Genomic DNA, 22,124 nt, shown 5'->3' with positions numbered 1-22,124 from the left:
GCCCCGTACCGCGTGAAGCTGTCACCGGTACCGGTGACAAATGTCAGTTGACCTCGACCGTGGTGCCCGGCTCGAGCTGCTGGTACGGCCGGTCCTCGGCGTTGATGAAGCGCTGCATCATGCCCTGACCGATCGTGCTGAGCAGGGCGTCGTGGATGCCGATCGTCTGGACTGCGTCGACAGCGCGGGCGTACTCGACGGCCGGCGGCAGGGCGAACCACGGACCCGAGATCGGCACCAGGTTGGTGTGCACCTTGCGGTCCGGACGGGTGAACGAATCGCCCGGGTGGTAGACCGCGTCCTCGATCAGGAAGCCGACGTTCTCACACGGAACTCCCCACTCCGGCAGGATGATCGCGTGATCCTTGCCATAGGCACGGACCGCGAAACCGGCCGCCTCGAAGTTGGAGCCATCGGCAACGATCTGGACCCGCTCGCCCAGCTCGCCGAGTTGCCCGGCGACACCCGCGTTGGTCCAGATCGGCGCGTCGAGCCCCTTCACCCGGTCGACGTCGAGGTGGTCCTGGTGCTCGTGCGTGACCAGGATCGCGTCCACACCTTCGAAGGCCGCGTCCTCGGTGAAACTGCCCGGATCGACCAGCAACACCTTCCCGTCCTTCTCGAGCCGGACACAGGCATGCGTGTACTTCGTGAGCTTCAAGATCAATCTCCCAGAGCGTCTCGCATCGGAACCAATTTCGCGTTCGTCTCGGCCAGCTCGGCCTCTGGGTCGGAGCCGGCGACGATGCCGGCGCCGGCGAACAGGCGCATCCTGGTCGGGTCGTCGGGGTCGGCCTGGCCGCAGCGCAGGGCGATGCACCACTCGCCGTCACCGGCCGCGTCCATCCAGCCGACCGGGCCGCTGAACCGGCCGCGGGGCATGCCCTCGATCTCGCCGATCACGTCGCGGGCGACATCGGTCGGCGTACCGCAGATCGCCGCGGACGGGTGCAGGGCGGCGGCTAGGCCGAGCGCGGAGGCTCCGTTGGCGGCCACGCCGGCCACGTCGGAGGCGAGATGCATCACGTTCGGCAGGTGCAGCACGAACGGGGTCTCGGGCACGTTCATCGACTTGCAGTGCGGCTTCAGCGCGTCGGCCACCGAGCGGACGGCGTACTCGTGCTCCTCGAGGTCCTTGCTCGACCGGGCGAGGGAGGCGGCCAGCGCCAGATCGTGCGCGTCGTCGCCGGTACGCCGGATGGTGCCGGCCAGCACCCGGGAGGTGATCAGGCCCTTCTCGCGCCGGACCAGCAGCTCCGGGGTGGCGCCGATCAGCCCGTCGACGGAGAACGTCCAGCAGTTCGGGTACGCCGAGGCCAGCCGGCGCAACGGCCAGCGGAGGTCGATCGGGTTGGGGGAGATCGCGATCAGGTCGCGCGCGAGCACCACCTTGTCGAGCTCGCCGTTGGTGATCCGCTTCACCGCGTCGGCGACGATGCCGGACCACGCCGTACCGGAGCGCGCACCGTCCGCGAACGCGACCGCACCGACCGGTTCCGGCTCGTACGTCGTCAGCTCGGGCGGCGCGGCCAGCGAACTCGCACCCGAGATCGTGGTCACCCAGGTGATCCCGCCACGACGGCCGACGATCACCTCCGGCACCACCAGCTCACTGGCGTCGGTGTCGGTGAAACCGAACGAGCCGAAGCAGACCAGTCCCGATCCTGGTACGCCGATCTCGTCGCGCACCACGGCGTTGGCGGTGAGCTCCTTCCACCACGCCTGGGCCTCCGCGAACCGATTGCTGCCGGCAACGTCCAGCCGGGCGGCGACGCCCCAGCCGACGTGCCCGTCGCCACGGCGTACCCAGGCCAGCCCGCCGGTCTCCGGCAGATGGTCCATCAGCGCGGCGGCCACGCCCTCGACACGCTGGCTGCGAACCACCAGCTGCGGAGCCGGCACCGCGCTGCCGGGTTGGAGCGGGTCAGACAGGCTCACGGTTGCACTCCTCGCTCGCTTCCCGGCCCCGGGTCACGATGGCCGGCCGGCTCATTGGAGATTCGCTCACGAGAGGCAAGCGTAGGCCGCCCCTGTAACCGGCGAATTTCGGTGCCTGTCGCGGCCGTGATCAACTAGACAGGTGACCAGGGCGGATCTCAGCAAACAACCCGAAGCAGTGGCCGCGATGTTCGACAACGTGGCCGAGGGCTACGACCGGACCAACGCGGTCGCCACGATGGGGCTGGAGAAGGCCTACTGGCGGCCGCAGACGCTGGCCGAGATCGCGCCCCGGAAGGGGATGAAGATCCTCGATCTGGCCGCCGGGACCGGCGCCTCGAGCGTGAAGCTGCGCGAGGCCGGCGCCGAGGTGGTGTCCTGCGACTTCTCGGTCGGCATGCTCCGGGTCGGCAAGCGCCGCTACCCCGAGCTGGACCTGATCGCCGGCGACGCGCTGCGGCTGCCGTTCGCGGACGAGACCTTCGACGTGGTGACCATCTCGTGGGCGCTGCGGAACGTGAACGACGTCACGGTCGCGCTGGCCGAGATGCTCCGGGTGACCAAGCCGGGCGGCCGGCTGGTGGTGCTGGAGAACTCGCACCCGACCTGGAAACCGTTCCGGGTCGCCTACCTGGAGTACATGATGCGGGCCGTCCCGGTCGTCGCGAAGGCGGTCTCGACGAACCCCGACGCGTACGTGTACCTGGCCGAATCGGTCCGGGCGTGGCCGGCCCAGGCGCCGCTCGCCGACACGATCGCGGCCTCCGGCTGGACCCACGTCCAGTGGCGCAACCTGACGGGTGGTCTGGTCGCGATCCACCGGGCCGTCAAGCCGCTCTAATTACGCAACGAAAAGAGCGCATAAATCGGTTGCAGGCAAGGGGTTCCGGGCCGGTTTCGTGTCCAAGTCAGGCAGTCCTAGACTGTCGGATGACCAGGCCTCGTGAATCCCTTCACGAGTGACACAGCCCTCCACCAGGCCGGGATGAGATGAGCCAGAGCGTGCCTAGCAGGCAGCAGGCCGAGACCGCTGATGTGATCGTCGTCGGCGCCGGGCCCGCAGGCTCGGCAGCGGCGTACCATCTCGCGAACGCGGGCCTCGACGTGCTGCTGCTCGAGAAGACCGCGTTCCCGCGCGAGAAGGTGTGCGGCGACGGCCTCACGCCCCGCGGGACCAAGCAGCTGATCAACATGGGCATCGACATCTCGCCCGAGGCCGGCTGGATCAAGAACTACGGCCTGCGGATCCGCGGCGCCGGGCACGAGTTGCAGCTCGACTGGCCGGACCTGGCCAGCCACCCGAACTACGGGCTGACCCGCAACCGGATGGACTTCGACGACATGCTGGCCCGCCAGGCCGTCAAGGCCGGCGCCCAGTTGCGCGAGCGGACCAACGTGACCGCGCCGATCCTGGACGACCAGGGCTTCATCGTCGGCGTCACCGCCAAGCCGGTCGACGACAACGGCCGCCGGGCCGGCGAGGACCTCGAGTTCCGCGCCCCGCTGGTGATGGCCGCCGACGGCAACTCGTCGCGGCTGAGCGTCTCGATGGGCCTGCACAAGCGTGACGACCGGCCGATGGGCGTCGCGGTCCGGACGTACTTCACCAGCCCGCGGCACGACGACGACTACCTCGAGTCCTGGCTGGAGCTGTGGACCGACGACCCGAAGAACCCGGGTCAGCGCAGCCTGCTGCCGGGCTACGGCTGGATCTTCGGGATGGGCGACGGCACCGTCAACGTCGGGCTCGGCATCCTGAACACCTCCGACGCGTTCGGCAAGGTCGACTACGCGGACCTGCTCAAGCAGTGGCTGAAGAACACGCCCGACGAGTGGCAGTTCCGCGACGAGTTCCAGACCATCCCGATCCGCGGGGCGGCGCTGCCGATGGGCTTCAACCGGCAGCCGCACTACACCCGCGGCCTGATGCTGCTCGGCGACGCGGGCGGGATGGTGAACCCGTTCAACGGCGAGGGCATCCCGTACGCGATGGAGTCCGGCGCGTTCGCGGCCGAGGTCGCGGCGCAGGCTCTGCGCCGGCAACCGAACCAGCGCGAGCGGGCGCTTTCGGCGTACCCGAAGGCGCTGAAGCAGGAGTACGGCGGCTACTACACGCTCGGCCGGGTGTTCGTGAAGCTGATCGGAAACCCGGAGGTGATGCGGCTGTGCACCAAGTACGGTCTGCCGCGCACCACCTTGATGAAGTTCACCCTGAAACTCCTTGCCAACCTCACGGATCCGCGCGACGGCGACGTGATGGACAAGATCATCAACGGTCTCACCAAGGTGGCTCCCGCCGCCTGATCGGCGGGGCGCGTGACGTGAGACACAGCGGTACTGGTAACACAGTGCTGCACCGCAACAGGCAGTACGGCACTACGAACACGACCGACCCACGCAGTACCGGACGCAAGTAAGGAGGGAGCAGCGCCAAGATGCACCCTTACGTACCGATCCTCATCCTCGGTGTGCTCGCGACGATCTTCGTGGCGGGCACCTTGGTGACCAGCGCGCTGGTCGGCCCGAAGCGCTACAACCGGGCCAAGCTCGACTCGTACGAGTGCGGCATCGAGCCGACGCCGCAACCGGTCGGTGGTGGGCGTTTCCCGGTGAAGTACTACATCACCGCGATGCTCTTCATCGTGTTCGACATCGAGATCATCTTCCTCTACCCCTGGGCCGTCGCCTTCGACCAGATGGCGCTGTTCGGGTTGGTCGAGATGGTCATCTTCATCGTTACCGTCTTCGTCGCGTACGCCTACGTCTGGCGCCGCGGCGGACTGGAGTGGGACTGACCTATGGGTGTTGAAGAACAGCTTCCGGCCGGCGTACTGCTGACCACGATCGAGGGCCTGTCCGGCTACATGCGGAAGGCCTCGTTGTGGCCGGCAACCTTCGGGCTGGCCTGCTGCGCGATCGAGATGATGACGACCGGAGCGCCGCGCTACGACGCCGCCCGGTTCGGCATGGAGGTCTTCCGCGCTTCGCCGCGCCAGGCCGACCTGATGATCGTGGCCGGCCGGGTGAGCCAGAAGATGGCTCCCGTGCTGCGCCAGATCTACGACCAGATGCCGAACCCGAAGTGGGTGCTGGCGATGGGTGTCTGCGCCTCGTCGGGCGGCATGTTCAACAACTACGCGATCGTCCAGGGCGTCGACCACGTGGTCCCGGTCGACATGTACCTGCCCGGCTGCCCGCCGCGGCCGGAGATGCTGCTGGACGCGTTCCTCAAGCTGCACGAGGACATCCAGAACGGCAAGCTCGGCGCGAACAAGAAGGCGCTGCAGGCCGAGCAGGAGACTGCCGCCCTGGCCGCTTCCCCCACCCTTGAACTGAAGGGCCTGCTCAGGTGAGCGACACCCAACCAGAGAACCTTCCGGCGACTCAGCCGGGTGCGGACGCGCAGACGCCGGGCGCCGAGGTCATCGACCAGCGCGAGGGCATGTTCGGCGTCCGCGGTACCGGTGACACCTCCGGCTTCGGCGGCCTGCAGCGCCAGGTCGCGCTGCCCGGCGGATCGGCCAAGCCCTACGGCAGCTGGTTCGACGGCGCGACCGAGAAGCTGGAGAGCCTGGTCGGCGACGGCGCGATCGAGAAGGTCGTCGTCCAGCACAACGAGCTGACCCTGCACGTCGCCCGCGAGCGGCTGGTCGAGGTCGCCCAGCACCTGCGCGACGACGAGGCGCTGCGGTTCGAGTTCTGCTCCGGCGTCTCCGGCGTGCACTACCCGCACGAGACCGGGCGCGAGCTGCACGCGGTCTACCACCTGCTCTCGATCACGCACAACCGGCGGATCCGGCTCGAGGTGTCCTGCTCCGAGGCCGACCCGCACATCCCGTCCGTCGTCTCGGTCTACCCGGCCAACGACTGGCACGAGCGCGAGACCTGGGACTTCTTCGGCATCATCTTCGACGGACACCCGGCGCTGACCCGGATCCAGATGCCCGACGACTGGCCGGGCCACCCGCAACGCAAGGACTACCCGCTCGGCGGTATCGACGTCGAGTACAAGGGCGCCGTCATCCCGCCGCCCGACACGCGGAGGTCGTACAACTGATGACCACTACAGACCCCTACGCCACCACCCGGGACACCACCGAGGGCAAGGTCTTCACCGTCACCGGTCAGGACTGGGACTCGGTCGTCTCCGGCCTCGGTGACGAGCCCGAAGAGCGCATCGTCGTGAACATGGGCCCGCAGCACCCGTCCACCCACGGCGTGCTCCGGCTGATCCTCGAGATCGAGGGTGAGAACGTGACCGAGGCCCGCTGCGGCATCGGTTACCTGCACACCGGTATCGAGAAGAACATGGAGTTCCGCTCCTGGACGCAGGGCGTCACGTTCTGCACCCGGATGGACTACCTGTCGCCGTTCTACAACGAGACGGCGTACTGCCTGGCGGTCGAGCGGCTGCTCGGCATCGAGGACCAGATCCCGGAGAAGGCCAACGTGATGCGGGTGCTCCTGATGGAGCTGAACCGCATCAGCAGCCACCTGGTCTGCATCGCCACCGGCGGGATGGAGATCGGCGCCCTCACGGTGATGACGATCGGCTTCCGCGAGCGTGAGATGACGCTCGACCTGTTCGAGCTGATCACCGGCCTGCGGATGAACCACGCGTTCATCCGGCCCGGCGGTGTCGCCCAGGACCTGCCGGCCGGCGCGCTGGACAAGATCCGGGAGTACATCACCTGGATGAACAAGCACCTGCCCGAGTACGCCGAGCTGTGCAACGCGAACCCGATCTTCAAGGCCCGGCTGGGCAACGTCGGCTACCTGGACCTGACCGGGTGCATGGCGCTCGGCATCTCCGGCCCGCCGCTGCGCGCGACCGGGTACGGCCTGGACCTGCGCAAGACCCAGCCGTACTGCGGCTACGAGACCTACGACTTCGACGTACCGACCTGGGACACCGCCGACTCGTACGGCCGGTTCCGGGTGCGGCTGCAGGAGATGTGGGAGTCGCTGAAGATCGTCGAGCAGTGCGCCGACCGCCTGGCCAAGATGGAGGGCGAGCCGGTGATGGTGCAGGACAAGAAGATCGGCTGGCCGAGCCAGCTGGCCGTCGGCAACGACGGGATGGGCAACTCGCTCGACCACATCAAGCACATCATGGGCGAGTCGATGGAAGCCCTGATCCATCACTTCAAACTCGTCACCGAGGGCTTCCGGGTCCCGGCCGGGCAGGCCTACGTGGCGATCGAGTCGCCGCGTGGCGAGCTGGGCTGTCACCTGGTCTCCGACGGCGGCACCAAGCCGTACCGGGCGCACTTCCGCGACCCGTCGTTCGCAAACCTGCAGGCGATGCCGATCCTGTGCGAGGGCTCACAGGTCGCCGACGTGATCGTCGCCGTCGCCAGCCTTGACCCGGTGATGGGTGGAGTGGACCGATAGATGGCTGACACAACCGTTCCCTACAGCACAGGCGAGACGAAGATCGGTGACACCACGATCGCCGAGATGCGCGAGCTGGCCGCCCGGTACCCGGTCGGCCGCTCGGCCCTGCTGCCGATGCTGCACCTGGTGCAGTCGGTCGAGGGCCGGATCACCCCCGAGGGCATCGAGGCCTGCGCCCACGTGCTCGGGCTGACCGGCGCCGAGGTGTCGGCGGTGGCGACCTTCTACACGATGTACAAGCGCCGCCCGGTCGGTGACTACCACGTCGGCGTCTGCACCAACACGCTCTGCGCGGTGATGGGTGGCGACCTGATCTTCGAGCGCCTCAAGCAGCACCTGGACGTCGGCAACGACGAGACCACCGAGGACGGCAAGATCACCCTCGAGCACCTCGAGTGCAACGCCGCCTGCGACTACGCGCCGGTGATGATGGTGAACTGGGAGTTCTTCGACGACATGACGCCGGAGTCGGCGACCCAGCTCGTCGACGACCTGCGCGAGGGCACCGAGGTCAAGTCGCCGCGGGGCGCCACGATCTGCACCTGGAAGGAAGCCGAGCGCGTGCTGGCCGGCTTCCCCGACGGCCGTGCCGACGAGGGCCCGACCGGCGGCAAGGCCACCTTGGCCGGACTCCGGCTGGCTCGCGAGCGCAACTGGACGGCGCCGGAAGGCAGCCACTCCCGCAGCAGCAACGGGCGCGCCGCTGAGGCCAGCGTCTCGCCGGAAGCCGCTGCCGGCCCGCGTCCGGAAGACCAGCCGGGCAAGGAATCCCAGGCTGTGCACACCGACGACAGCCGCAAGGAGGACTGACCGTGCTCACTCCAGTGCTGTCCGACAACTGGGACCAGATCCGCGCCTGGCAGCTGGCCTCGTACCAGCGTTCCGGCGGGTACGACGCGTTGCGCACCGCGCTGCGGATGCAGCCGGCCGACGTGGTCACCGCGGTCAAGGACTCCGGTCTGCGCGGCCGTGGTGGCGCGGGCTTCCCGACGGGCATGAAGTGGTCCTTCATCCCGCAGGACAACCCGAAGCCGAAGTACCTGGTGGTGAACGCCGACGAGTCCGAGCCGGGCACCTGCAAGGACATCCCGCTGATGCTCGCCTCGCCGCACACGCTGGTCGAGGGCGTCATCATCTCCGCGTACGCGATCAACGCGAACACCGCGTTCATCTACGTCCGCGGTGAGGTGCTGCACGTCGTCCGCCGGCTGCAGCAGGCGGTCGCCGAGGCGAAGGAAGCCGGATTCATCGGCACCAACGTGCTCGGCACCGGCTACGACATCGACGTGATCGTGCACGCCGGCGCCGGCGCGTACATCTGCGGTGAAGAGACCGCGCTGCTCGACTCGCTGGAAGGTCGTCGTGGTCAACCCCGGCTGCGTCCTCCGTTCCCCGCGGTGGCCGGCCTGTACGGCTGCCCCACTGTCATCAACAACGTCGAGTCGATCGCATCCGTTCCCTCGATCATCAACAACGGCGCCGACTGGTTCGGCTCGATGGGTACCGAGAAGTCCAAGGGCCCGACGATCTACTCGCTGTCCGGCCACGTCACCCGGCCGGGTCAGTACGAGGCGCCGATGGGCATCACGCTGCGGCAGCTGCTCGACCTGGCCGGCGGGATCCGCGAGGGCCACGAGCTGAAGTTCTGGACCCCTGGTGGGTCCTCGACGCCGTTGCTGACCGCTGATCACCTCGACATCCCGCTGGACTACGAGGGTGTCTCCGGCGCCGGCTCGCTGCTCGGTACCAAGGCGCTGCAGATCTTCGACGAGACCGTCTGCCCGGTCCGTGCGACGCTGCGCTGGACCGAGTTCTACAAGCACGAGTCCTGCGGCAAGTGCACCCCGTGCCGTGAGGGCACCTGGTGGCTGGTGCAGATCCTGGAGCGGCTGGAAGCCGGCCAGGGCGACGAGAGCGACCTCGAGAAACTGCTGGACCTGAGCGACAACATCACCGGCCGCTCGTTCTGCGCGCTGGCCGACGGCGCGACCGCGCCGATCACCAGCTCGATCCAGCACTTCAAGGACGACTACCTCGCGCACTTCACGAACGGCGGCTGCCCGTTCGACCCGATGGCGTCCACCGTCTTCGCGACCGCTGGAGCAACCGCATGACGATCCAAGCCAACCCGCCGGCGGGCCAGGTCGAAAAGGTCGACCTGGTCACCGTCACCATCGACGACGTCGAGGTGAAGGTGCCGAAGAACAGCCTGGCGATCCGGGCCGCCGAGCAGATCGGCGTCCAGATCCCGCGGTTCTGCGACCACCCGCTGCTCGACCCGGTCGCCGCCTGCCGTCAGTGCCTCGTCGAGGTCGTCGACGCGGGCAACGGCCGGGGGATGCCGAAGCCGCAGACCTCGTGCTCGCTGACCGTTGCCGACGGCATGGTCATCCGGACCCAGATCTCCTCGCCGGTGGCCGACAAGGCCCAGCAGGGGCAGATGGAGTTCCTGCTGATCAACCACCCGCTGGACTGCCCGGTCTGCGACAAGGGTGGCGAGTGCCCGCTGCAGAACCAGGCGATGACGAACGGCCGGGGCGAGAGCCGCTTCGAGGGTGTGAAGCGGACCTACCCCAAGCCGATCAACATCTCCGCCCAGGTGCTGCTGGACCGCGAGCGCTGCGTGCTCTGCGCCCGCTGCACCCGGTTCTCCCAGCAGATCGCGGGTGACCCGTTCATCGAGCTGCTCGAGCGCGGCGCGCTGCAGCAGGTCGGTATCTACGAGAAGGAGCCCTTCGAGAGCTACTTCTCCGGCAACGCGATCCAGATCTGCCCGGTCGGCGCGCTGACCAGCGCGGCGTACCGGTTCCGGTCCCGGCCGTTCGACCTCGTCTCGGTGCCTTCGATCGCCGAGCACGACGCGTCCGGTGCGGCGATCCGGATCGACTACCGGCGCGGCAAGGTGATGCGCCGGCTGGCCGGTGACGACCCGGACGTCAACGAGGAGTGGATCTCCGACCGGGACCGGTTCGCGTTCAACTACGCGAACACCGGCGACCGGCTGACCCACCCGCTGATCCGCGAGGACGGCGAGCTGCGGCCCGCCTCCTGGCCGGAGGCGCTGGACTTCGCGGCCAAGAAGCTCGTCGCCGCGCGGGGCAACGCAGCGGTACTGACCGGTGGCCGGCTGACGCTCGAGGACGCTTACGCCTACTCGAAGTTCGCGCGGGTGGCCCTCGGTACCAACGACATCGACTTCCGTTCCCGGCCGTACTCGTCCGAGGAGGCCGACTTCCTGGCCGCCGCGGTCGCGGGCACCGGGCTCGGTACGACGTTCGCCGACCTGGAGAACGCGGCATCGGTACTGCTCGTGGGCTTCGAGCCCGAGGAGGAGTCGCCGTCGGTCTTCCTGCGGCTGCGCAAGGGCGTCAAGAAGAACGGCACCCGGGTCTTCACGGTCGCGCCGTTCGGATCGCGCGGCATCGAGAAGCTGTCGGGTGTCGTCGTCCAGAGCAGCCCGGGCACCGAGGCCGCGGTACTGAGCGATCTGCGCGGCACCGGTGAGACCGGCGCGCAGGCGCTGGACGCGCTCGGCGCCAACTCGGTCATCGTCGTCGGCGAGCGGCTCGCGTCCGTACAGGGCGCGTACTCCGCCGCGCTGCGGCTCGCGCTGGACACCGGGGCCCAGCTGGTCTGGATCCCGCGTCGTGCGGGTGACCGTGGTGCGCTCGACGCCGGCTGCCTGCCGGGTCTGCTGCCGGGCGGTCGCCTGGTGTCGGACGCGGCCGCACGGGTCGACCTGCAGGCCGCCTGGGGCGTCGAGAACCTGCCCAGCACGGTCGGCAAGGACGTCGGCGAGATCCTCGCCGCGGCCGGCTCGCTGCAGGCACTGGTCGTCGCCGGTGTCGAGATCGACGACCTGCCGGACCCGGCGGCTGCGCTGGCCGCACTGGCCGCCGCGCCGTTCGTGGTCAGCTTCGAGGTTCGCAACTCGCAGGTGACCGAGCACGCCGACGTCGTCTTCCCGGTGGTACCGCCGGCGGAGAAGGACGGCACCTTCGTGAACTGGGAGGGCCGCGAGCGGTCCTTCCCGGTCGTGCTCAAGGTGCCGGCCGCGATGCCGGATGTCCGGGCACTGGCCGCGCTGGCCCAGGAGATGGGCTCGCCGCTCGGCTTCAGCACCCCGCACGGGGCGAAGAAGGAGTTCGACGAGCTGGGCCGCTGGGACGGCGACCGGGCCGGCGAACCGACGTACCAGGCGGGTCCGCCGCTCGGCGCGTTCGACTCGACCCGGCTGGCCACCTGGCGGATGCTGATCGACGACAGCCGCGGCAACGACGGTGAGCCGCACCTGGTCGCGACCGCCCGCCGGCCGGTGGCACGGATCTCGCTGACCACGGCCCACCGGGTCGGCGTGAACGACGGCGACGAGCTCGTGGTGAGCACCGACGCCGGCTCGATCCGGTTGCCGGTGGCGATCACCGCGATGACCGACAACGTCGTCTGGCTGCCGGCCAACTCGGCCGACTCGCATGTCCGACGCTCGCTGCATGCCGATCACGGCTCGATCGTGACCATTGCCGGAGGGAACGCATGATGTCCATCCCGCTCGCCCTGCCGCTGGCGCCGCCACCGGACGCGGGGGTCGGCAACGACCCCTGGTGGGTGGTGCTGATCAAGGTGCTGCTGATCTTCGTCTTCCTGATCGTGCTGACGCTCTTCAACATCTGGTGGGAGCGCCGGGTCGTCGCCTACATGCAGAACCGGATCGGGCCGAACGTGCACGGCCCGTTCGGTCTGCTCCAGTCGCTGGCCGACGGCATGAAGCTGATGTTCAAGGAAGACCTGATGCCGAAGGGCGTGGACAAGTTCGTCTACGTCGCGGCGCCGGTGATCGTTTCGATCCCGGCCTTCCTGACCTTCGCGGTGATCCCGTTCGGGCCGACCGTGAAGATCCCCTTCACCGACACCTACACCCGGTTGCAGCTGACCGACCTGCCGGTCTCGGTGCTCTACGTGATGGCGATCGCCTCGATCGGCATCTACGGCATCGTGCTCGGCGGCTGGTCGTCCAACTCGACGTACTCGCTGCTCGGTGGTCTGCGGTCCAGCGCCCAGATGATCTCCTACGAGGTCGCGATGGGCCTGGCACTGGTGACGGTCTTCCTGTTCGCCGGCTCGATGTCCACCTCGGACATCGTCAACGCGCAGGCCTCGCACCAGACACTGAACCTGTTCGGGGCGCACATCCCGATCCCGGGCTGGTACGCCGTGCTGTTGTTCCCGTCCTTCGTGATCTACGTGATCTCGATGGTCGGCGAGACCAACCGGGCGCCGTTCGACCTGCCGGAGGCCGAGGGCGAGCTGGTGGCCGGCTTCCTGACCGAGTACTCCTCGATGAAGTACGCGATGTTCTTCCTGGCCGAGTACATCAACATGGCGACCGTGTCCGCGTTGGCCACCACGCTGTTCCTGGGCGGCTGGCGGGCGCCCTGGCCGATCTCGCTGTGGGACGGCGCGAACTCCGGCTTCTGGCCGGTGCTGTGGTTCGTCGGCAAGATGATGTGCTTCATCTTCATGTACATCTGGCTGCGCGGCACGCTGCCGCGGCTGCGCTACGACCAGTTCATGAAGCTGGGCTGGAAGATCCTGATCCCGGTCTCGCTGGGCTGGATCCTGCTGGTCGCCACGGTCCGCGCGGTCGGCCGTGAGGTGGACAGCGGCAACCAGCGCAACTACCTGCTGGTGGCGGCCGGTGTGGTCGCGGCCATCGCGGTGATCTCGATGTTCCTGCCGCAGAAGAAGACCGACCAGCCGGAACCGGTCGAGGGCGAGGAGTTCGACGCCTTCGCCGGCGGCTTCCCGGTGCCACCACCACTCGTCGATTCCACGAGCACGGACGTTCGTAGCAAGGAAGGCAGCCGTGGCTAGCGTCAAAGAGTCCCTCTGGGATCCGGTCGCCGGATTCGGGGTCACCTTCCGGACGATGTTCCGGAAGACGTTCACCGAGCAGTACCCGTTCGAGAAGAAGCCGACCGCGCCGCGGTTCCACGGCCGTCACCAGCTGAACCGCTGGCCCGACGGCCTGGAGAAGTGCATCGGCTGCGAGCTGTGCGCCTGGGCCTGCCCGGCGGACGCGATCTACGTCGAGGGCGCTGACAACACCGACGGCGGCCGGATGTCGCCGGGTGAGCGGTACGGCCGCGTCTACCAGATCAACTACCTGCGCTGCATCCTGTGCGGACTCTGCATCGAGGCGTGCCCGACCCGGGCGCTCACGATGACGAACGAGTACGAGCTGGCCGACCGCAGCCGCGAGTCCCTCATCTACGAGAAGAAGGACCTGCTGGCTCCGCTGCTGCCGGGGATGTCCGAGCCGCCGCACGACATGCAGCTCGGCGCCACCGACAAGGACTACTACCGGGGCCTGATCGGCGCCGCGGTTCCGACCGAGGGTGGTGACGGCAAGTGACCCCGCTCGTCACCGGCGGCCAGGTCGCGTTCTGGATGCTGGCGCCGATCATGGTGCTGGCCGCGATCGCGATGATCCTGGTCCGCAAGGCGGTGCACTCCGCGCTGCTGCTCGCGACCGTGATGATCTGCCTGGCCATCCAGTACGCGGCGCAGGACGCGCCGTTCCTGTTCGCGGTCCAGATCATCGTCTACACCGGCGCGATCCTGATGCTGTTCCTGTTCGTCTTGATGCTGGTCGGCGTCGACGCGTCCGACTCGCTGGTCGAGACGATCCGCGGTCAGCGGCTGCTCGCCGGGGTCGCGTTCCTGGGGATCGGGATCCTGCTCGTCTTCGCCGTCGGCAACGTGAAGTACGGCGACCCGGTCGGGCTCGGCCAGGCACAGCCGGACGGGAACGTGAAGGGCCTGGCGCAGCTGCTGTTCGGCAAGTACGTGTTCGCCTTCGAGGTCACCTCGGCGCTGCTGATCACCGCGGCGATGGGCGCGATGATGCTGGCGCACCGCGAGCGGCTGACCAAGAAGCTGACCCAGCGCGACCACGCCGAGGAGCGGATCCGCAAGTACGCCGAGGCCGGCGTGCACCCGGGCCCGCTGCCGACGCCCGGTGTGCTGGCCCGGCACAACGCCGTCGACACGCCGGCCCTGCTGCCGGACGGGTCGATCGCGCCGACCTCGGTTTCGCGCGTGCTGCAGGCACGTGGCACGGTGTTCCCCGAGACCGAGGAGCGCGACGACGTCGACCTGGTCCGCGAGATCGCCGACGGCGACGCGGGCGACGAGGTCCCGCCGGAGCCCACCGGTACGGATCTCACCGGATTCCGTGAAGGAGACAAGTCGTGACGACCGAGCCATACATCGTGTTGTCCGCGATGCTGTTCAGCATCGGGGCGCTGGGCGTGCTGGTACGCCGCAACGCGATCGTCGTCTTCATGTGCGTGGAGTTGATGCTGAACGCAACGAACCTCGCGTTCGTCAGCTTCGCCCGCCAGCACGGCAACCTCGACGGCCAGATCGCCGCCTTCTTCGTGATGGTGGTGGCCGCGGCCGAGGTCGTGATCGGCCTGGCGATCATCATGGCCATCTTCCGCACCCGTCGCTCGGCCTCGGTCGACGACGCCAACCTGCTCAAGTACTGAGGTCTGAAACCGATGAGTCATGAGCTGACGTGGCTGCTGGTCGCGATCCCGGCGGTGTCCGCGGCGATCCTGCTGCTTGGTGGCAAAGCCACCAACAAGTGGGGTCACCTGCTGGGCACCGCGGCGTCGCTGGCCTCGTTCGTCTGCGGGGTCCTGCTGTTCTTCCAGATGCAGGGCAAGTCCGGCGAAGAGCGGTCCGAGACGATCAAGCTGTTCGAGTGGTTCTCGGTCGGCAGCGTGCACGTGGACGTGACGCTGCTGGTCGACCAGCTGTCCATCCTCTTCGTGCTGCTGATCACGGGTGTCGGGTCGCTGATCCACATCTACTCGATCGGCTACATGGAGCACGACGCGCGCAGGCGCCGCTTCTTCGGGTACCTGAACCTGTTCATCGCGTCGATGCTGCTGCTGGTGCTGGCCGCCGACTACCTGCTGGTCTTCGTCGGCTGGGAAGGCGTCGGTCTGGCGTCGTACCTGCTGATCGGGTTCTGGCAGCACAAGCACTCGGCCGCGACCGCCGCGAAGAAGGCGTTCGTGGTGAACCGGGTCGGTGACATCGGCCTGTCGCTCGCGGTGATGAGCATGTGGGCGCTGTTCGGCTCCTCGGCCTTCGCGACCGTGAACGCCGGCGCCGAGCACGTCTCCAGCACCTGGGGAACGCTGCTCGGCCTGATGCTGCTGCTGGCAGCCTGCGGTAAGTCCGCGCAGGTGCCGCTGCAGTCCTGGCTGCTGGACGCGATGGAGGGCCCGACCCCGGTGTCGGCGCTGATCCACGCGGCGACGATGGTCACCGCGGGCGTCTACCTGGTGGTCCGCTCGCACGCGATCTACGAAGTCACCGACGCGGCCTCGACCGCGGTGGTGATCGTCGGCACGGTGACCGCGCTGGCCGGTGCGATCATCGGTTGCGCCAAGGACGACATCAAGAAGGCACTGGCCGGTTCGACGATGAGCCAGATCGGCTACATGATGCTCGCCGCGGGCCTCGGCCCGGCGGGTTACGTCTTCGCGATCTTCCACCTGCTCACGCACGGCTTCTTCAAGGCCAACATGTTCCTCGGCGCCGGCTCGGTGATGCACGGGATGAACGACGACGTGAACATGCGGCACTACGGCGGCCTGGCGAAGTACATGAAGGTCACCTTCGTGACGTTCGCCTTCGGCTACCTCGCGATCCTCGGCATCCCGCCGTTCGCCGGCTTCTTCAGCAAGGACAAGATCATCGAGGCCGCGTTCGCGGACAACATCGTGATCGGGCTCTGCGCGCTGCTCGGCGCCGGGATCACCGCGTTCTACATGACCCGGTTGATGCTGATGACCTTCTTCGGCGAGAAGCGCTGGGAGAAGGATGTGCACCCGCACGAGTCGCCCGCGGTGATGACCGGTCCGCTGATCATCCTGGCGGCCCTCTCGCTCGGTGGCGGCGCGCTGTACTTCGCCGGCCACTGGATCGTCGACTGGCTGGAGCCGGTGGTCGGTCACGAGGAGGAGCACGCTCCGGTCAGCGCCGTCGTGATGACACTGATCACCCTCGCGGTGGTTGCCGTCGGCATCGCGATCGCGGTGGTCCGGTACCGCCGTGACATCCCGAGCGAGGCGCCGGTCCGGGTCTCGCCGGTCACCACCTTCGCCCGCCGTGACCTGTACGGCGACGCGCTCAACGAGGCGGTCCTGATGCGCCCGGGCCAGTACCTCACCCGGACGCTGGTCTGGCTCGACAACCGTGGAGTGGACGGCCTGGTCAACGGGCTGGCCGCACTCTTCGGCGGGCTGTCCGGCCGGCTCCGCCGGTTCCAGACGGGCTTCGTCCGTTCCTACGCACTCAGCATGGTCTTCGGCGCCGCATTCGTGGTCGTCGCCCTCCTCGCGGTGAGGTTGTCGTGAAAATCGGTTGGCTGACCCTGACGCTGCTCCTGCCGTTGGTAGGGGCCCTGGCGACGATCGCGGTGCCGAAAGCCAAGGCGCTGCTGTCCAAGCAGGTGGCACTGGTCTTCTCCCTCGTCACGCTGGCGCTGACCATCGTGATCGCTGTCGGCTACCACCAGAACGGTGCCGCCGACTACGAGGAGAACCACACCTGGATCAAGGCCTTCGGCGCGCACTACGCGCTCGGGCTGGACGGCGTCGGGATCGTGCTGGTGGTGCTCACCGCGCTGCTCACTCCGATCGTGCTGATCGCCTCGTGGAACGACGCGAAGACCGGTCGCTGGAGCGAGAAGTCCTTCTTCGCCTGGATCCTCGGCCTGGAGGCGCTGTCGATCGGCGTCTTCAGCGCCACCGACGTGTTCCTCTTCTACGTGCTGTTCGAGGCCACGCTGATCCCGATGTACTTCCTGATCGGTGGCTTCGGCGGTCCGCAGCGGTCGTACGCGGCGGTGAAGTTCCTGCTCTACTCGCTGCTCGGCGGTCTGCTGATGCTGGCCTCGGTGGTCGGCCTGTACGTGGTGTCGGCCAAGAACGGCGGCGACCCGTCGTACCTGCTGACCGACCTGGTCAAGGTCGACATGTCGCAGAACACCGAGCGCTGGCTGTTCCTCGGCTTCTTCTTCGCCTTCGCGGTGAAGGCGCCGATGGTGCCGTTCCACACCTGGCTGCCGGACGCGGCCGCTGAGGCGACCCCCGGTACGTCGGTGCTGCTGGTCGGCATCCTGGACAAGATCGGCACCTTCGGGATGATCCGGTTCTGCCTGGGGCTGTTCCCGGAGGCGTCGCACTGGGCCACCCCGGTGGTCCTGGTGCTCGCCCTGATCAGCGTCCTGTACGGCGCGCTGGTGGCGATCGGCCAGACCGACATCAAGCGGCTGATCGCCTACACCTCGATCTCGCACTTCGGCTTCATCGTGATGGGCATCTTCGCGCTCACCTCGCAGGGGCTGACCGGGTCGACGCTCTACATGTTCAACCACGGACTCTCCACCGCGGCGCTGTTCCTGGTGGCCGGCTACCTGATCTCGCGGCGCGGTTCGGCCCGGATCGCGGACTACGGCGGCGTCGAGAAGGTGGCTCCGGTCCTGGCCGGCACCTTCCTGTTCGCCGGCCTGTCCAGCCTGGCGCTGCCCGGTCTGTCGCCGTTCATCTCCGAGTTCATGGTGCTGGCCGGAACGTTCAGCAAGCACAAGGTGATCGCGGTGATCGCGGTGCTCGGCATCGTGCTGGCCGCGCTCTACATCCTGATCATGTACCAACGCCTGATGACCGGCCCCGTCCGTGACGGGATCGAGAAGCTGAAGGACCTGAACTTCCGCGAGGTGTTCGCGATCGCACCGCTGGTCGTGCTGATCATCGGGTTCGGTATCTACCCGAAGCCGGTGGTCGACATCATCAAGCCGGCGGTCGAGTCGACGATGCAGCGGGTGGGCGTCACCGACCCGGCCCCGCAGGTTCCCGTGACGGAGGGACAGAAGTGAGTGCAGTTCTGATGCCGCTGGCGGCGCAAGCCCTGCCGCTGGCGGACTTCGTCAAGCCGAAGATCGAGTACAACGAGCTGGCTCCGCTGCTCGCTGTCTTCGGTGCGGCCTGTGTCGGCGTCCTGGCCGAGGCGTTCGTGCCCCGGTACGTACGCCACCTGGTCCAGATCGCGATCGCACTGATCGGTGTCGTCGCGGCCGGCGCCTGGACCATCTTGTTGATGAACGACAAGAAGGAACTGCTCGCGGCGCAGGGCGCGATCTCGGTGGACGGCCCCGCGCTGTTCACCTGGATCACGCTGCTCGCCCTGACGCTGGTCAGCATCCTGCTGTTCGCCGAGCGCTCGGTCGACGGTGGCTTGTCGGCGTTCGCCGGCCAGGCTGCCGCAGTACCGGGCAGTGAGGCGGAGCGCGAAGGTACGGCGCTGAAGGTCGAGCACACCGAGGTCTTCCCGCTGACGCTGTTCGCGGTCGGCGGGATGATGCTGTTCGCCTCGGCCAACGACCTGCTGGTGCTGTTCGTCGCGCTCGAGGTCTTCTCGCTGCCGCTGTACCTGCTCTGCGGGCTGGCGCGCCGTCGCCGGCTGATCTCGCAGGAAGCCGCGATGAAGTACTTCCTGCTCGGCGCCTTCGCCTCGGCCTTCCTGCTGTACGGCATCGCACTTCTGTATGGCTACGCCGGCACCATGTCGCTCGGCGGCATCTCGGACGCGCTGGCCACCAAGACCGGTGGCGACGCGATCCTGCTCGCCGGTACCGGCCTGATCGGGGTCGGCCTGCTGTTCAAGGTCGGCGCGGTCCCGTTCCACTCGTGGACGCCGGACGTGTACCAGGGCGCTCCGACGCCGGTCACCGGGTTCATGGCGGCCTGCACCAAGATCGCCGCGTTCATCGGGCTGATGCGGGTGTTCTACGTCGCCCTCGGCGGCTCGCGCTGGGACTGGGCGCCGATGATGTGGATCGTCGCGATCCTCACCATGGTGGTCGGCTCGATCGTGGCGCTGACCCAGACCGACGTGAAGCGGATGCTCGCCTACTCGTCGATCGCGCACGCCGGCTTCCTGCTGACCGCGTTCGTCGGGCTCTCGCAGGCCGGCAGTGGGGTCACCCACGGCATCACCTCGACACAGGCGGTGCTGTTCTACCTGGTCTGCTACGGCTTCCCGACCATCGGCGCCTTCGCGCTGGTGACGCTGGTCCGCGACGCGGGCGGCGAGGCCACCCACCTGTCGCGCTGGGCCGGACTGGGCAAGAAGTCGCCGCTGCTGGCCGGCATCTTCGCCTTCTTCCTGCTCGGCTTCGCCGGTATCCCGCTGACCGCGGGCTTCACCGGCAAGTGGGCCGTGTTCACGGCGGCGTGGACCGGTGGCGCTTGGCCGCTGGTCGTGGTCGCGGTGCTCTGCAGCCTGGTCGCCGCGTTCTTCTACGTCCGCGTGATCGTGCTGATGTTCTTCTCCGACCTGCCGGCCGACGCGCCGGACGTGGCCCTGCCGGGTTGGCAGACCACCACGGCCGTCGCGCTGGGTCTGGCCGCCACGGTGGTCCTCGGTATCGTTCCGGGACCGGTGCTCGACCTGGCTGCCCGGGCGGGTGAGTTCATCCGGTGAGTCCCACCCCGCTGCCGGCCGAGAGCCTGGGCTTCACGTTCGCCGACGAGGCGCTCGAAGCCCGGGTTCGCGCTGGGCTGGTCAAGGTCGAGCAGGCGCTGCGCGACTCCGCGCAGTCCGAGGCGCCGTTCGTCACCGAGGCCGTCCAACACGTGATGGTTGCCGGTGGCAAGCGGTTCCGGCCGTTGCTGGTGTTGCTCGCCGCTGAGCTCGGCCCTTCGTCTGGCTCTTCCGAGGTGATCGACGCGGCCGTTGTCGTGGAGCTGACCCACGTGGCGACGCTCTACCACGACGACGTGATGGACGAGGCGGCGTTGCGCCGTGGGTCGTCGACGGCCAACGCGCGCTGGGACAACTCGGTCGCGATCCTGGCGGGGGACTGGCTCTTCGCTCGCGCCTCGGACTTGGTTGCTTCGCTGGGGCCGGAGGCTGTCCGGATTCAGTCGCGGACCTTCGGGCGGCTGGTCGAGGGGCAGATCCGGGAGACCCTTGGTGTCTCGGAGGGGCAGGATCCGCTGGCGCATTACCTGTCGGTGGTTGCTGACAAGACCGGGTCGCTGATTGCGACGTCGGCTTTGTTCGGTGCTCGCTTCGCGGGGGCCTCGGCGGAAGTACAGGAGACTGTTCGGGCGTTCGGCGAGGAGATCGGGCAGGCGTTCCAGTTGGCCGACGACATCCTCGACATCATGTCCGAGGAGTCCGGGAAGACACCTGGTACGGACCTGCGCGAAGGCGTTCCGACGCTGCCGGTGCTGATCTTCCGGGCTCAGGCCGACCCGTCGTCACCGGTCGACGCGCGGCTGCTCGAGCTGCTCGACTCGGACCTGACCGACGACGCCCGGCTGGCCGAGGCGCTGGCGATTCTGCGGGTGCATCCGTCGCTGCAGCAGGCCGAGGACGACGTGCGGCGTCGCGCCGATGACGCCCGCAAACTGCTTTCCGATCTGCCTGAGGGCCCCGGCCGCTCAGCGCTCGAGTCCCTCTGCGACCTGGTGGTCACCCGCTCGATCTGAGCCGGAGCCGCAGATGACGCCCGTGGAACCGACCGGTTCCGCGGGCGTCGACGTTTGTCCGCCCCTCCTTCTGAGTCTCAGCTGAAGGTGATCCTGGCCAGTCGGTCTGCTTGGTCACGGGTCAGGATCACCGCCGAGGTCGCGCCGGGGACCACCCGGCCGGGATCGGTGACGGCCAGCTCGCGTAGTACCGGCCAGCGGTGGGCATGGGTTTGCATACTTGCCGTCCGGACGACCCGCTGCCGCGCATGCTGACCATGCCTGGCGATGTCGGCCGGCACATCGAGCATGACCAGGTGCACCGGCCGGCCCGCGAGCTTCGCTGCCTGGCCGATCAGGTGTCTGGCCAGCGGCTTCGTCGCGCAGTCGTGAATCACCAAGGGGCCTTTGGATCGGAGTGCACGGAGTACCTGGGCGTAGTAGGTCAGGTGGAGGAGGGGACGCCACGCGGCGTACGGGAGATTGCGCAGTACCGGCTTCCAGCGGTTGCGGATGGGCTCGGAGTCGAGGACCCGGACGGCGCCGGACCCGGCCGGGAACAGCCGCCGGAGCAGGGTGCTCTTGCCTGCGCCGGGGATGCCGGCCAGGACGACAACCGAGTCCTGTGGGTAGTGGAGTTCGCGGACACTCGGTGAGCTCAGCAATGCCGTCACGGGGAGCCTCCTTCGGCGTTCCCCCGATCATCGCCGGGGCCTCTGAGAGCCCTCTGAGAATCCGCTGAAGACGGCTAGCGGTTGGTCCAGGTGGGGCTGTCGACGTAGTGGTTGTCGTAGAGGTCGCTGGTGGTGGCGAGGACGGCGGGGTCGGTCTCGCCGCGGTAGACGCCTTCGAGCAGGCGGTAGTAGTCGAAGCGGGGCTTGGCGTGGGTGAGGACGAAGAGCACCTCGGCTTCCGGCGTACCGGCTGCTTCGAAGGCGTGCGGGGTGTTCGGTGGTACGACGAGGAAGTCGCCCTGGTCGAGGGTGATGAGGTCGTCGCCGGTGAGTACGCGCAGGCTGCCGGCGAGGACGAAGAACAGCTCGGACGCCTCCTGGTGCAGGTGCGGGGGAGCGCCTTCCTTGCCAGGCTTGAAGATCGAGCGGTGGCTGGTGAGGTGGCCGTTCGTGGCCGGGGTGTCGGCGAGCAGGGTGACACCGCTGGCCTCGAGAACCTCGGCGTCGGTGGAACGGATGAGGATGCTCATGTCTTGCTCCTTCAATGTAGACGTTTGAT

The 22,124-nt window shown here is 68.1% G+C and carries 21 protein-coding genes; 17 read left to right on the top strand and 4 right to left on the bottom strand.

Features of this window, described 5'->3' with window-relative positions; all coding sequences use genetic code 11:
* Nucleotides 1–43: 43 nt before the first annotated feature.
* Entirely contained in the window at nt 44–661 is a 618-nt protein-coding gene (locus ABD768_RS12335; protein ID WP_344840386.1) for an MBL fold metallo-hydrolase, read from the bottom strand.
* A 2-nt stretch (nt 662–663) separates the two neighbouring features.
* Nucleotides 664–1,938: an isochorismate synthase gene (locus ABD768_RS12330; RefSeq protein ID WP_344840385.1), complete on the bottom strand. Its 1,275-nt coding sequence runs from the start codon at nt 1,936–1,938 to the stop codon at nt 664–666.
* A 142-nt stretch (nt 1,939–2,080) separates the two neighbouring features.
* Between ABD768_RS12330 and ABD768_RS12325 the strand changes: the two genes are divergently transcribed.
* The 17 genes from ABD768_RS12325 to ABD768_RS12245 all read left to right on the top strand — a co-directional run bounded on the left by ABD768_RS12325 (nt 2,081) and on the right by ABD768_RS12245 (nt 20,912).
* A complete protein-coding gene (locus tag ABD768_RS12325; RefSeq protein WP_344840383.1) occupies nt 2,081–2,779 on the top strand; it encodes a demethylmenaquinone methyltransferase in 699 nt (232 codons plus the stop codon).
* Between the two features lie 149 nt (nt 2,780–2,928).
* The gene (locus ABD768_RS12320; RefSeq protein ID WP_343975909.1) at nt 2,929–4,242 is read left to right on the top strand and encodes a geranylgeranyl reductase family protein; all 1,314 of its coding nucleotides are present in this window, start codon (nt 2,929–2,931) and stop codon (nt 4,240–4,242) included.
* A gap of 131 nt (nt 4,243–4,373) precedes the next feature.
* Complete coding sequence (locus ABD768_RS12315; protein WP_164601696.1) at nt 4,374–4,733, top strand: NADH-quinone oxidoreductase subunit A; 360 nt, start codon at nt 4,374–4,376, stop codon at nt 4,731–4,733.
* Between the two features lie 3 nt (nt 4,734–4,736).
* Nucleotides 4,737–5,291 carry a NuoB/complex I 20 kDa subunit family protein gene (locus ABD768_RS12310; protein ID WP_328329756.1) on the top strand — a complete coding sequence of 185 codons (555 nt, stop codon included), beginning with the start codon at nt 4,737–4,739 and terminating at the stop codon, nt 5,289–5,291.
* Entirely contained in the window at nt 5,288–5,995 is a 708-nt protein-coding gene (locus ABD768_RS12305; RefSeq protein WP_344840381.1) for an NADH-quinone oxidoreductase subunit C, read from the top strand. The genes ABD768_RS12310 and ABD768_RS12305 overlap by 4 nt, the downstream gene beginning before the upstream one ends.
* Nucleotides 5,995–7,332 carry an NADH-quinone oxidoreductase subunit D gene (locus ABD768_RS12300; RefSeq protein WP_343975920.1) on the top strand — a complete coding sequence of 446 codons (1,338 nt, stop codon included), beginning with the start codon at nt 5,995–5,997 and terminating at the stop codon, nt 7,330–7,332. The genes ABD768_RS12305 and ABD768_RS12300 overlap by 1 nt, the downstream gene beginning before the upstream one ends.
* Nucleotides 7,333–8,145: an NADH-quinone oxidoreductase subunit NuoE gene (gene nuoE, locus ABD768_RS12295; RefSeq protein ID WP_343975923.1), complete on the top strand. Its 813-nt coding sequence runs from the start codon at nt 7,333–7,335 to the stop codon at nt 8,143–8,145. It begins immediately after the preceding gene.
* Between the two features lie 2 nt (nt 8,146–8,147).
* Complete coding sequence (gene nuoF, locus ABD768_RS12290; RefSeq protein WP_425552154.1) at nt 8,148–9,449, top strand: NADH-quinone oxidoreductase subunit NuoF; 1,302 nt, start codon at nt 8,148–8,150, stop codon at nt 9,447–9,449.
* Nucleotides 9,446–11,872 carry an NADH-quinone oxidoreductase subunit G gene (locus tag ABD768_RS12285; RefSeq protein ID WP_343975926.1) on the top strand — a complete coding sequence of 809 codons (2,427 nt, stop codon included), beginning with the start codon at nt 9,446–9,448 and terminating at the stop codon, nt 11,870–11,872. The genes nuoF and ABD768_RS12285 overlap by 4 nt, the downstream gene beginning before the upstream one ends.
* On the top strand, nt 11,869–13,206 hold the full coding sequence (nuoH, locus tag ABD768_RS12280) for an NADH-quinone oxidoreductase subunit NuoH (RefSeq protein ID WP_344840378.1): 1,338 nt from the start codon (nt 11,869–11,871) through the stop codon (nt 13,204–13,206). Before ABD768_RS12285 ends, nuoH begins: the two co-directional genes overlap by 4 nt.
* Complete coding sequence (gene nuoI, locus ABD768_RS12275; protein ID WP_343975931.1) at nt 13,199–13,747, top strand: NADH-quinone oxidoreductase subunit NuoI; 549 nt, start codon at nt 13,199–13,201, stop codon at nt 13,745–13,747. Before nuoH ends, nuoI begins: the two co-directional genes overlap by 8 nt.
* 35 nt (nt 13,748–13,782) lie before the next feature.
* Nucleotides 13,783–14,589, top strand: a complete 807-nt coding sequence (locus ABD768_RS12270; protein WP_343976843.1) for an NADH-quinone oxidoreductase subunit J — start codon at nt 13,783–13,785, stop codon at nt 14,587–14,589.
* On the top strand, nt 14,586–14,885 hold the full coding sequence (gene nuoK, locus ABD768_RS12265) for an NADH-quinone oxidoreductase subunit NuoK (protein WP_020391937.1): 300 nt from the start codon (nt 14,586–14,588) through the stop codon (nt 14,883–14,885). The genes ABD768_RS12270 and nuoK overlap by 4 nt, the downstream gene beginning before the upstream one ends.
* 12 nt (nt 14,886–14,897) lie before the next feature.
* Nucleotides 14,898–16,769, top strand: a complete 1,872-nt coding sequence (gene nuoL, locus ABD768_RS12260) for an NADH-quinone oxidoreductase subunit L (RefSeq protein ID WP_343975934.1) — start codon at nt 14,898–14,900, stop codon at nt 16,767–16,769.
* Nucleotides 16,766–18,292: an NADH-quinone oxidoreductase subunit M gene (locus tag ABD768_RS12255; protein WP_344840377.1), complete on the top strand. Its 1,527-nt coding sequence runs from the start codon at nt 16,766–16,768 to the stop codon at nt 18,290–18,292. The genes nuoL and ABD768_RS12255 overlap by 4 nt, the downstream gene beginning before the upstream one ends.
* An 11-nt stretch (nt 18,293–18,303) precedes the next feature.
* Nucleotides 18,304–19,899, top strand: a complete 1,596-nt coding sequence (gene nuoN / locus ABD768_RS12250) for an NADH-quinone oxidoreductase subunit NuoN (RefSeq protein WP_343976847.1) — start codon at nt 18,304–18,306, stop codon at nt 19,897–19,899.
* Nucleotides 19,896–20,912 carry a polyprenyl synthetase family protein gene (locus tag ABD768_RS12245; RefSeq protein WP_344840376.1) on the top strand — a complete coding sequence of 339 codons (1,017 nt, stop codon included), beginning with the start codon at nt 19,896–19,898 and terminating at the stop codon, nt 20,910–20,912. The genes nuoN and ABD768_RS12245 overlap by 4 nt, the downstream gene beginning before the upstream one ends.
* 77 nt (nt 20,913–20,989) lie before the next feature.
* Here the strand turns inward: ABD768_RS12245 and ABD768_RS12240 are convergent, their stop codons facing one another.
* Nucleotides 20,990–21,565, bottom strand: coding sequence for an AAA family ATPase (locus ABD768_RS12240; protein WP_343975943.1), 576 nt, complete (start codon nt 21,563–21,565; stop codon nt 20,990–20,992).
* A 74-nt stretch (nt 21,566–21,639) separates the two neighbouring features.
* Nucleotides 21,640–22,095, bottom strand: coding sequence for a cupin domain-containing protein (locus ABD768_RS12235; RefSeq protein ID WP_344840372.1), 456 nt, complete (start codon nt 22,093–22,095; stop codon nt 21,640–21,642).
* Nucleotides 22,096–22,124: the final 29 nt, after the last annotated feature.

It is taken from the genome of Kribbella ginsengisoli, from assembly GCF_039537185.1.
Taxonomy (GTDB): domain Bacteria; phylum Actinomycetota; class Actinomycetes; order Propionibacteriales; family Kribbellaceae; genus Kribbella; species Kribbella koreensis.
Note: the sequence above shows the minus strand (reverse complement) of the source record. Positions and strands in the feature narration are given on the sequence as shown.

What these genes read in the sequence shown, in the direction of transcription:
- ABD768_RS12235 (WP_344840372.1), bottom strand. Translation starts at nt 22,095, where the DNA reads ATGAGCATCCTCATCCGTTCCACCGACGCCGAGGTTCTCGAGGCCAGC.
- ABD768_RS12300 (WP_343975920.1), top strand. Translation starts at nt 5,995, where the DNA reads ATGACCACTACAGACCCCTACGCCACCACCCGGGACACCACCGAGGGC.
- nuoL (WP_343975934.1), top strand. Translation starts at nt 14,898, where the DNA reads ATGAGTCATGAGCTGACGTGGCTGCTGGTCGCGATCCCGGCGGTGTCC.
- nuoH (WP_344840378.1), top strand. Translation starts at nt 11,869, where the DNA reads ATGATGTCCATCCCGCTCGCCCTGCCGCTGGCGCCGCCACCGGACGCG.
- ABD768_RS12315 (WP_164601696.1), top strand. Translation starts at nt 4,374, where the DNA reads ATGCACCCTTACGTACCGATCCTCATCCTCGGTGTGCTCGCGACGATC.
- ABD768_RS12285 (WP_343975926.1), top strand. Translation starts at nt 9,446, where the DNA reads ATGACGATCCAAGCCAACCCGCCGGCGGGCCAGGTCGAAAAGGTCGAC.
- ABD768_RS12320 (WP_343975909.1), top strand. Translation starts at nt 2,929, where the DNA reads ATGAGCCAGAGCGTGCCTAGCAGGCAGCAGGCCGAGACCGCTGATGTG.
- nuoN (WP_343976847.1), top strand. Translation starts at nt 18,304, where the DNA reads ATGCCGCTGGCGGCGCAAGCCCTGCCGCTGGCGGACTTCGTCAAGCCG.
- ABD768_RS12310 (WP_328329756.1), top strand. Translation starts at nt 4,737, where the DNA reads ATGGGTGTTGAAGAACAGCTTCCGGCCGGCGTACTGCTGACCACGATC.
- nuoE (WP_343975923.1), top strand. Translation starts at nt 7,333, where the DNA reads ATGGCTGACACAACCGTTCCCTACAGCACAGGCGAGACGAAGATCGGT.
- ABD768_RS12270 (WP_343976843.1), top strand. Translation starts at nt 13,783, where the DNA reads ATGCTGGCGCCGATCATGGTGCTGGCCGCGATCGCGATGATCCTGGTC.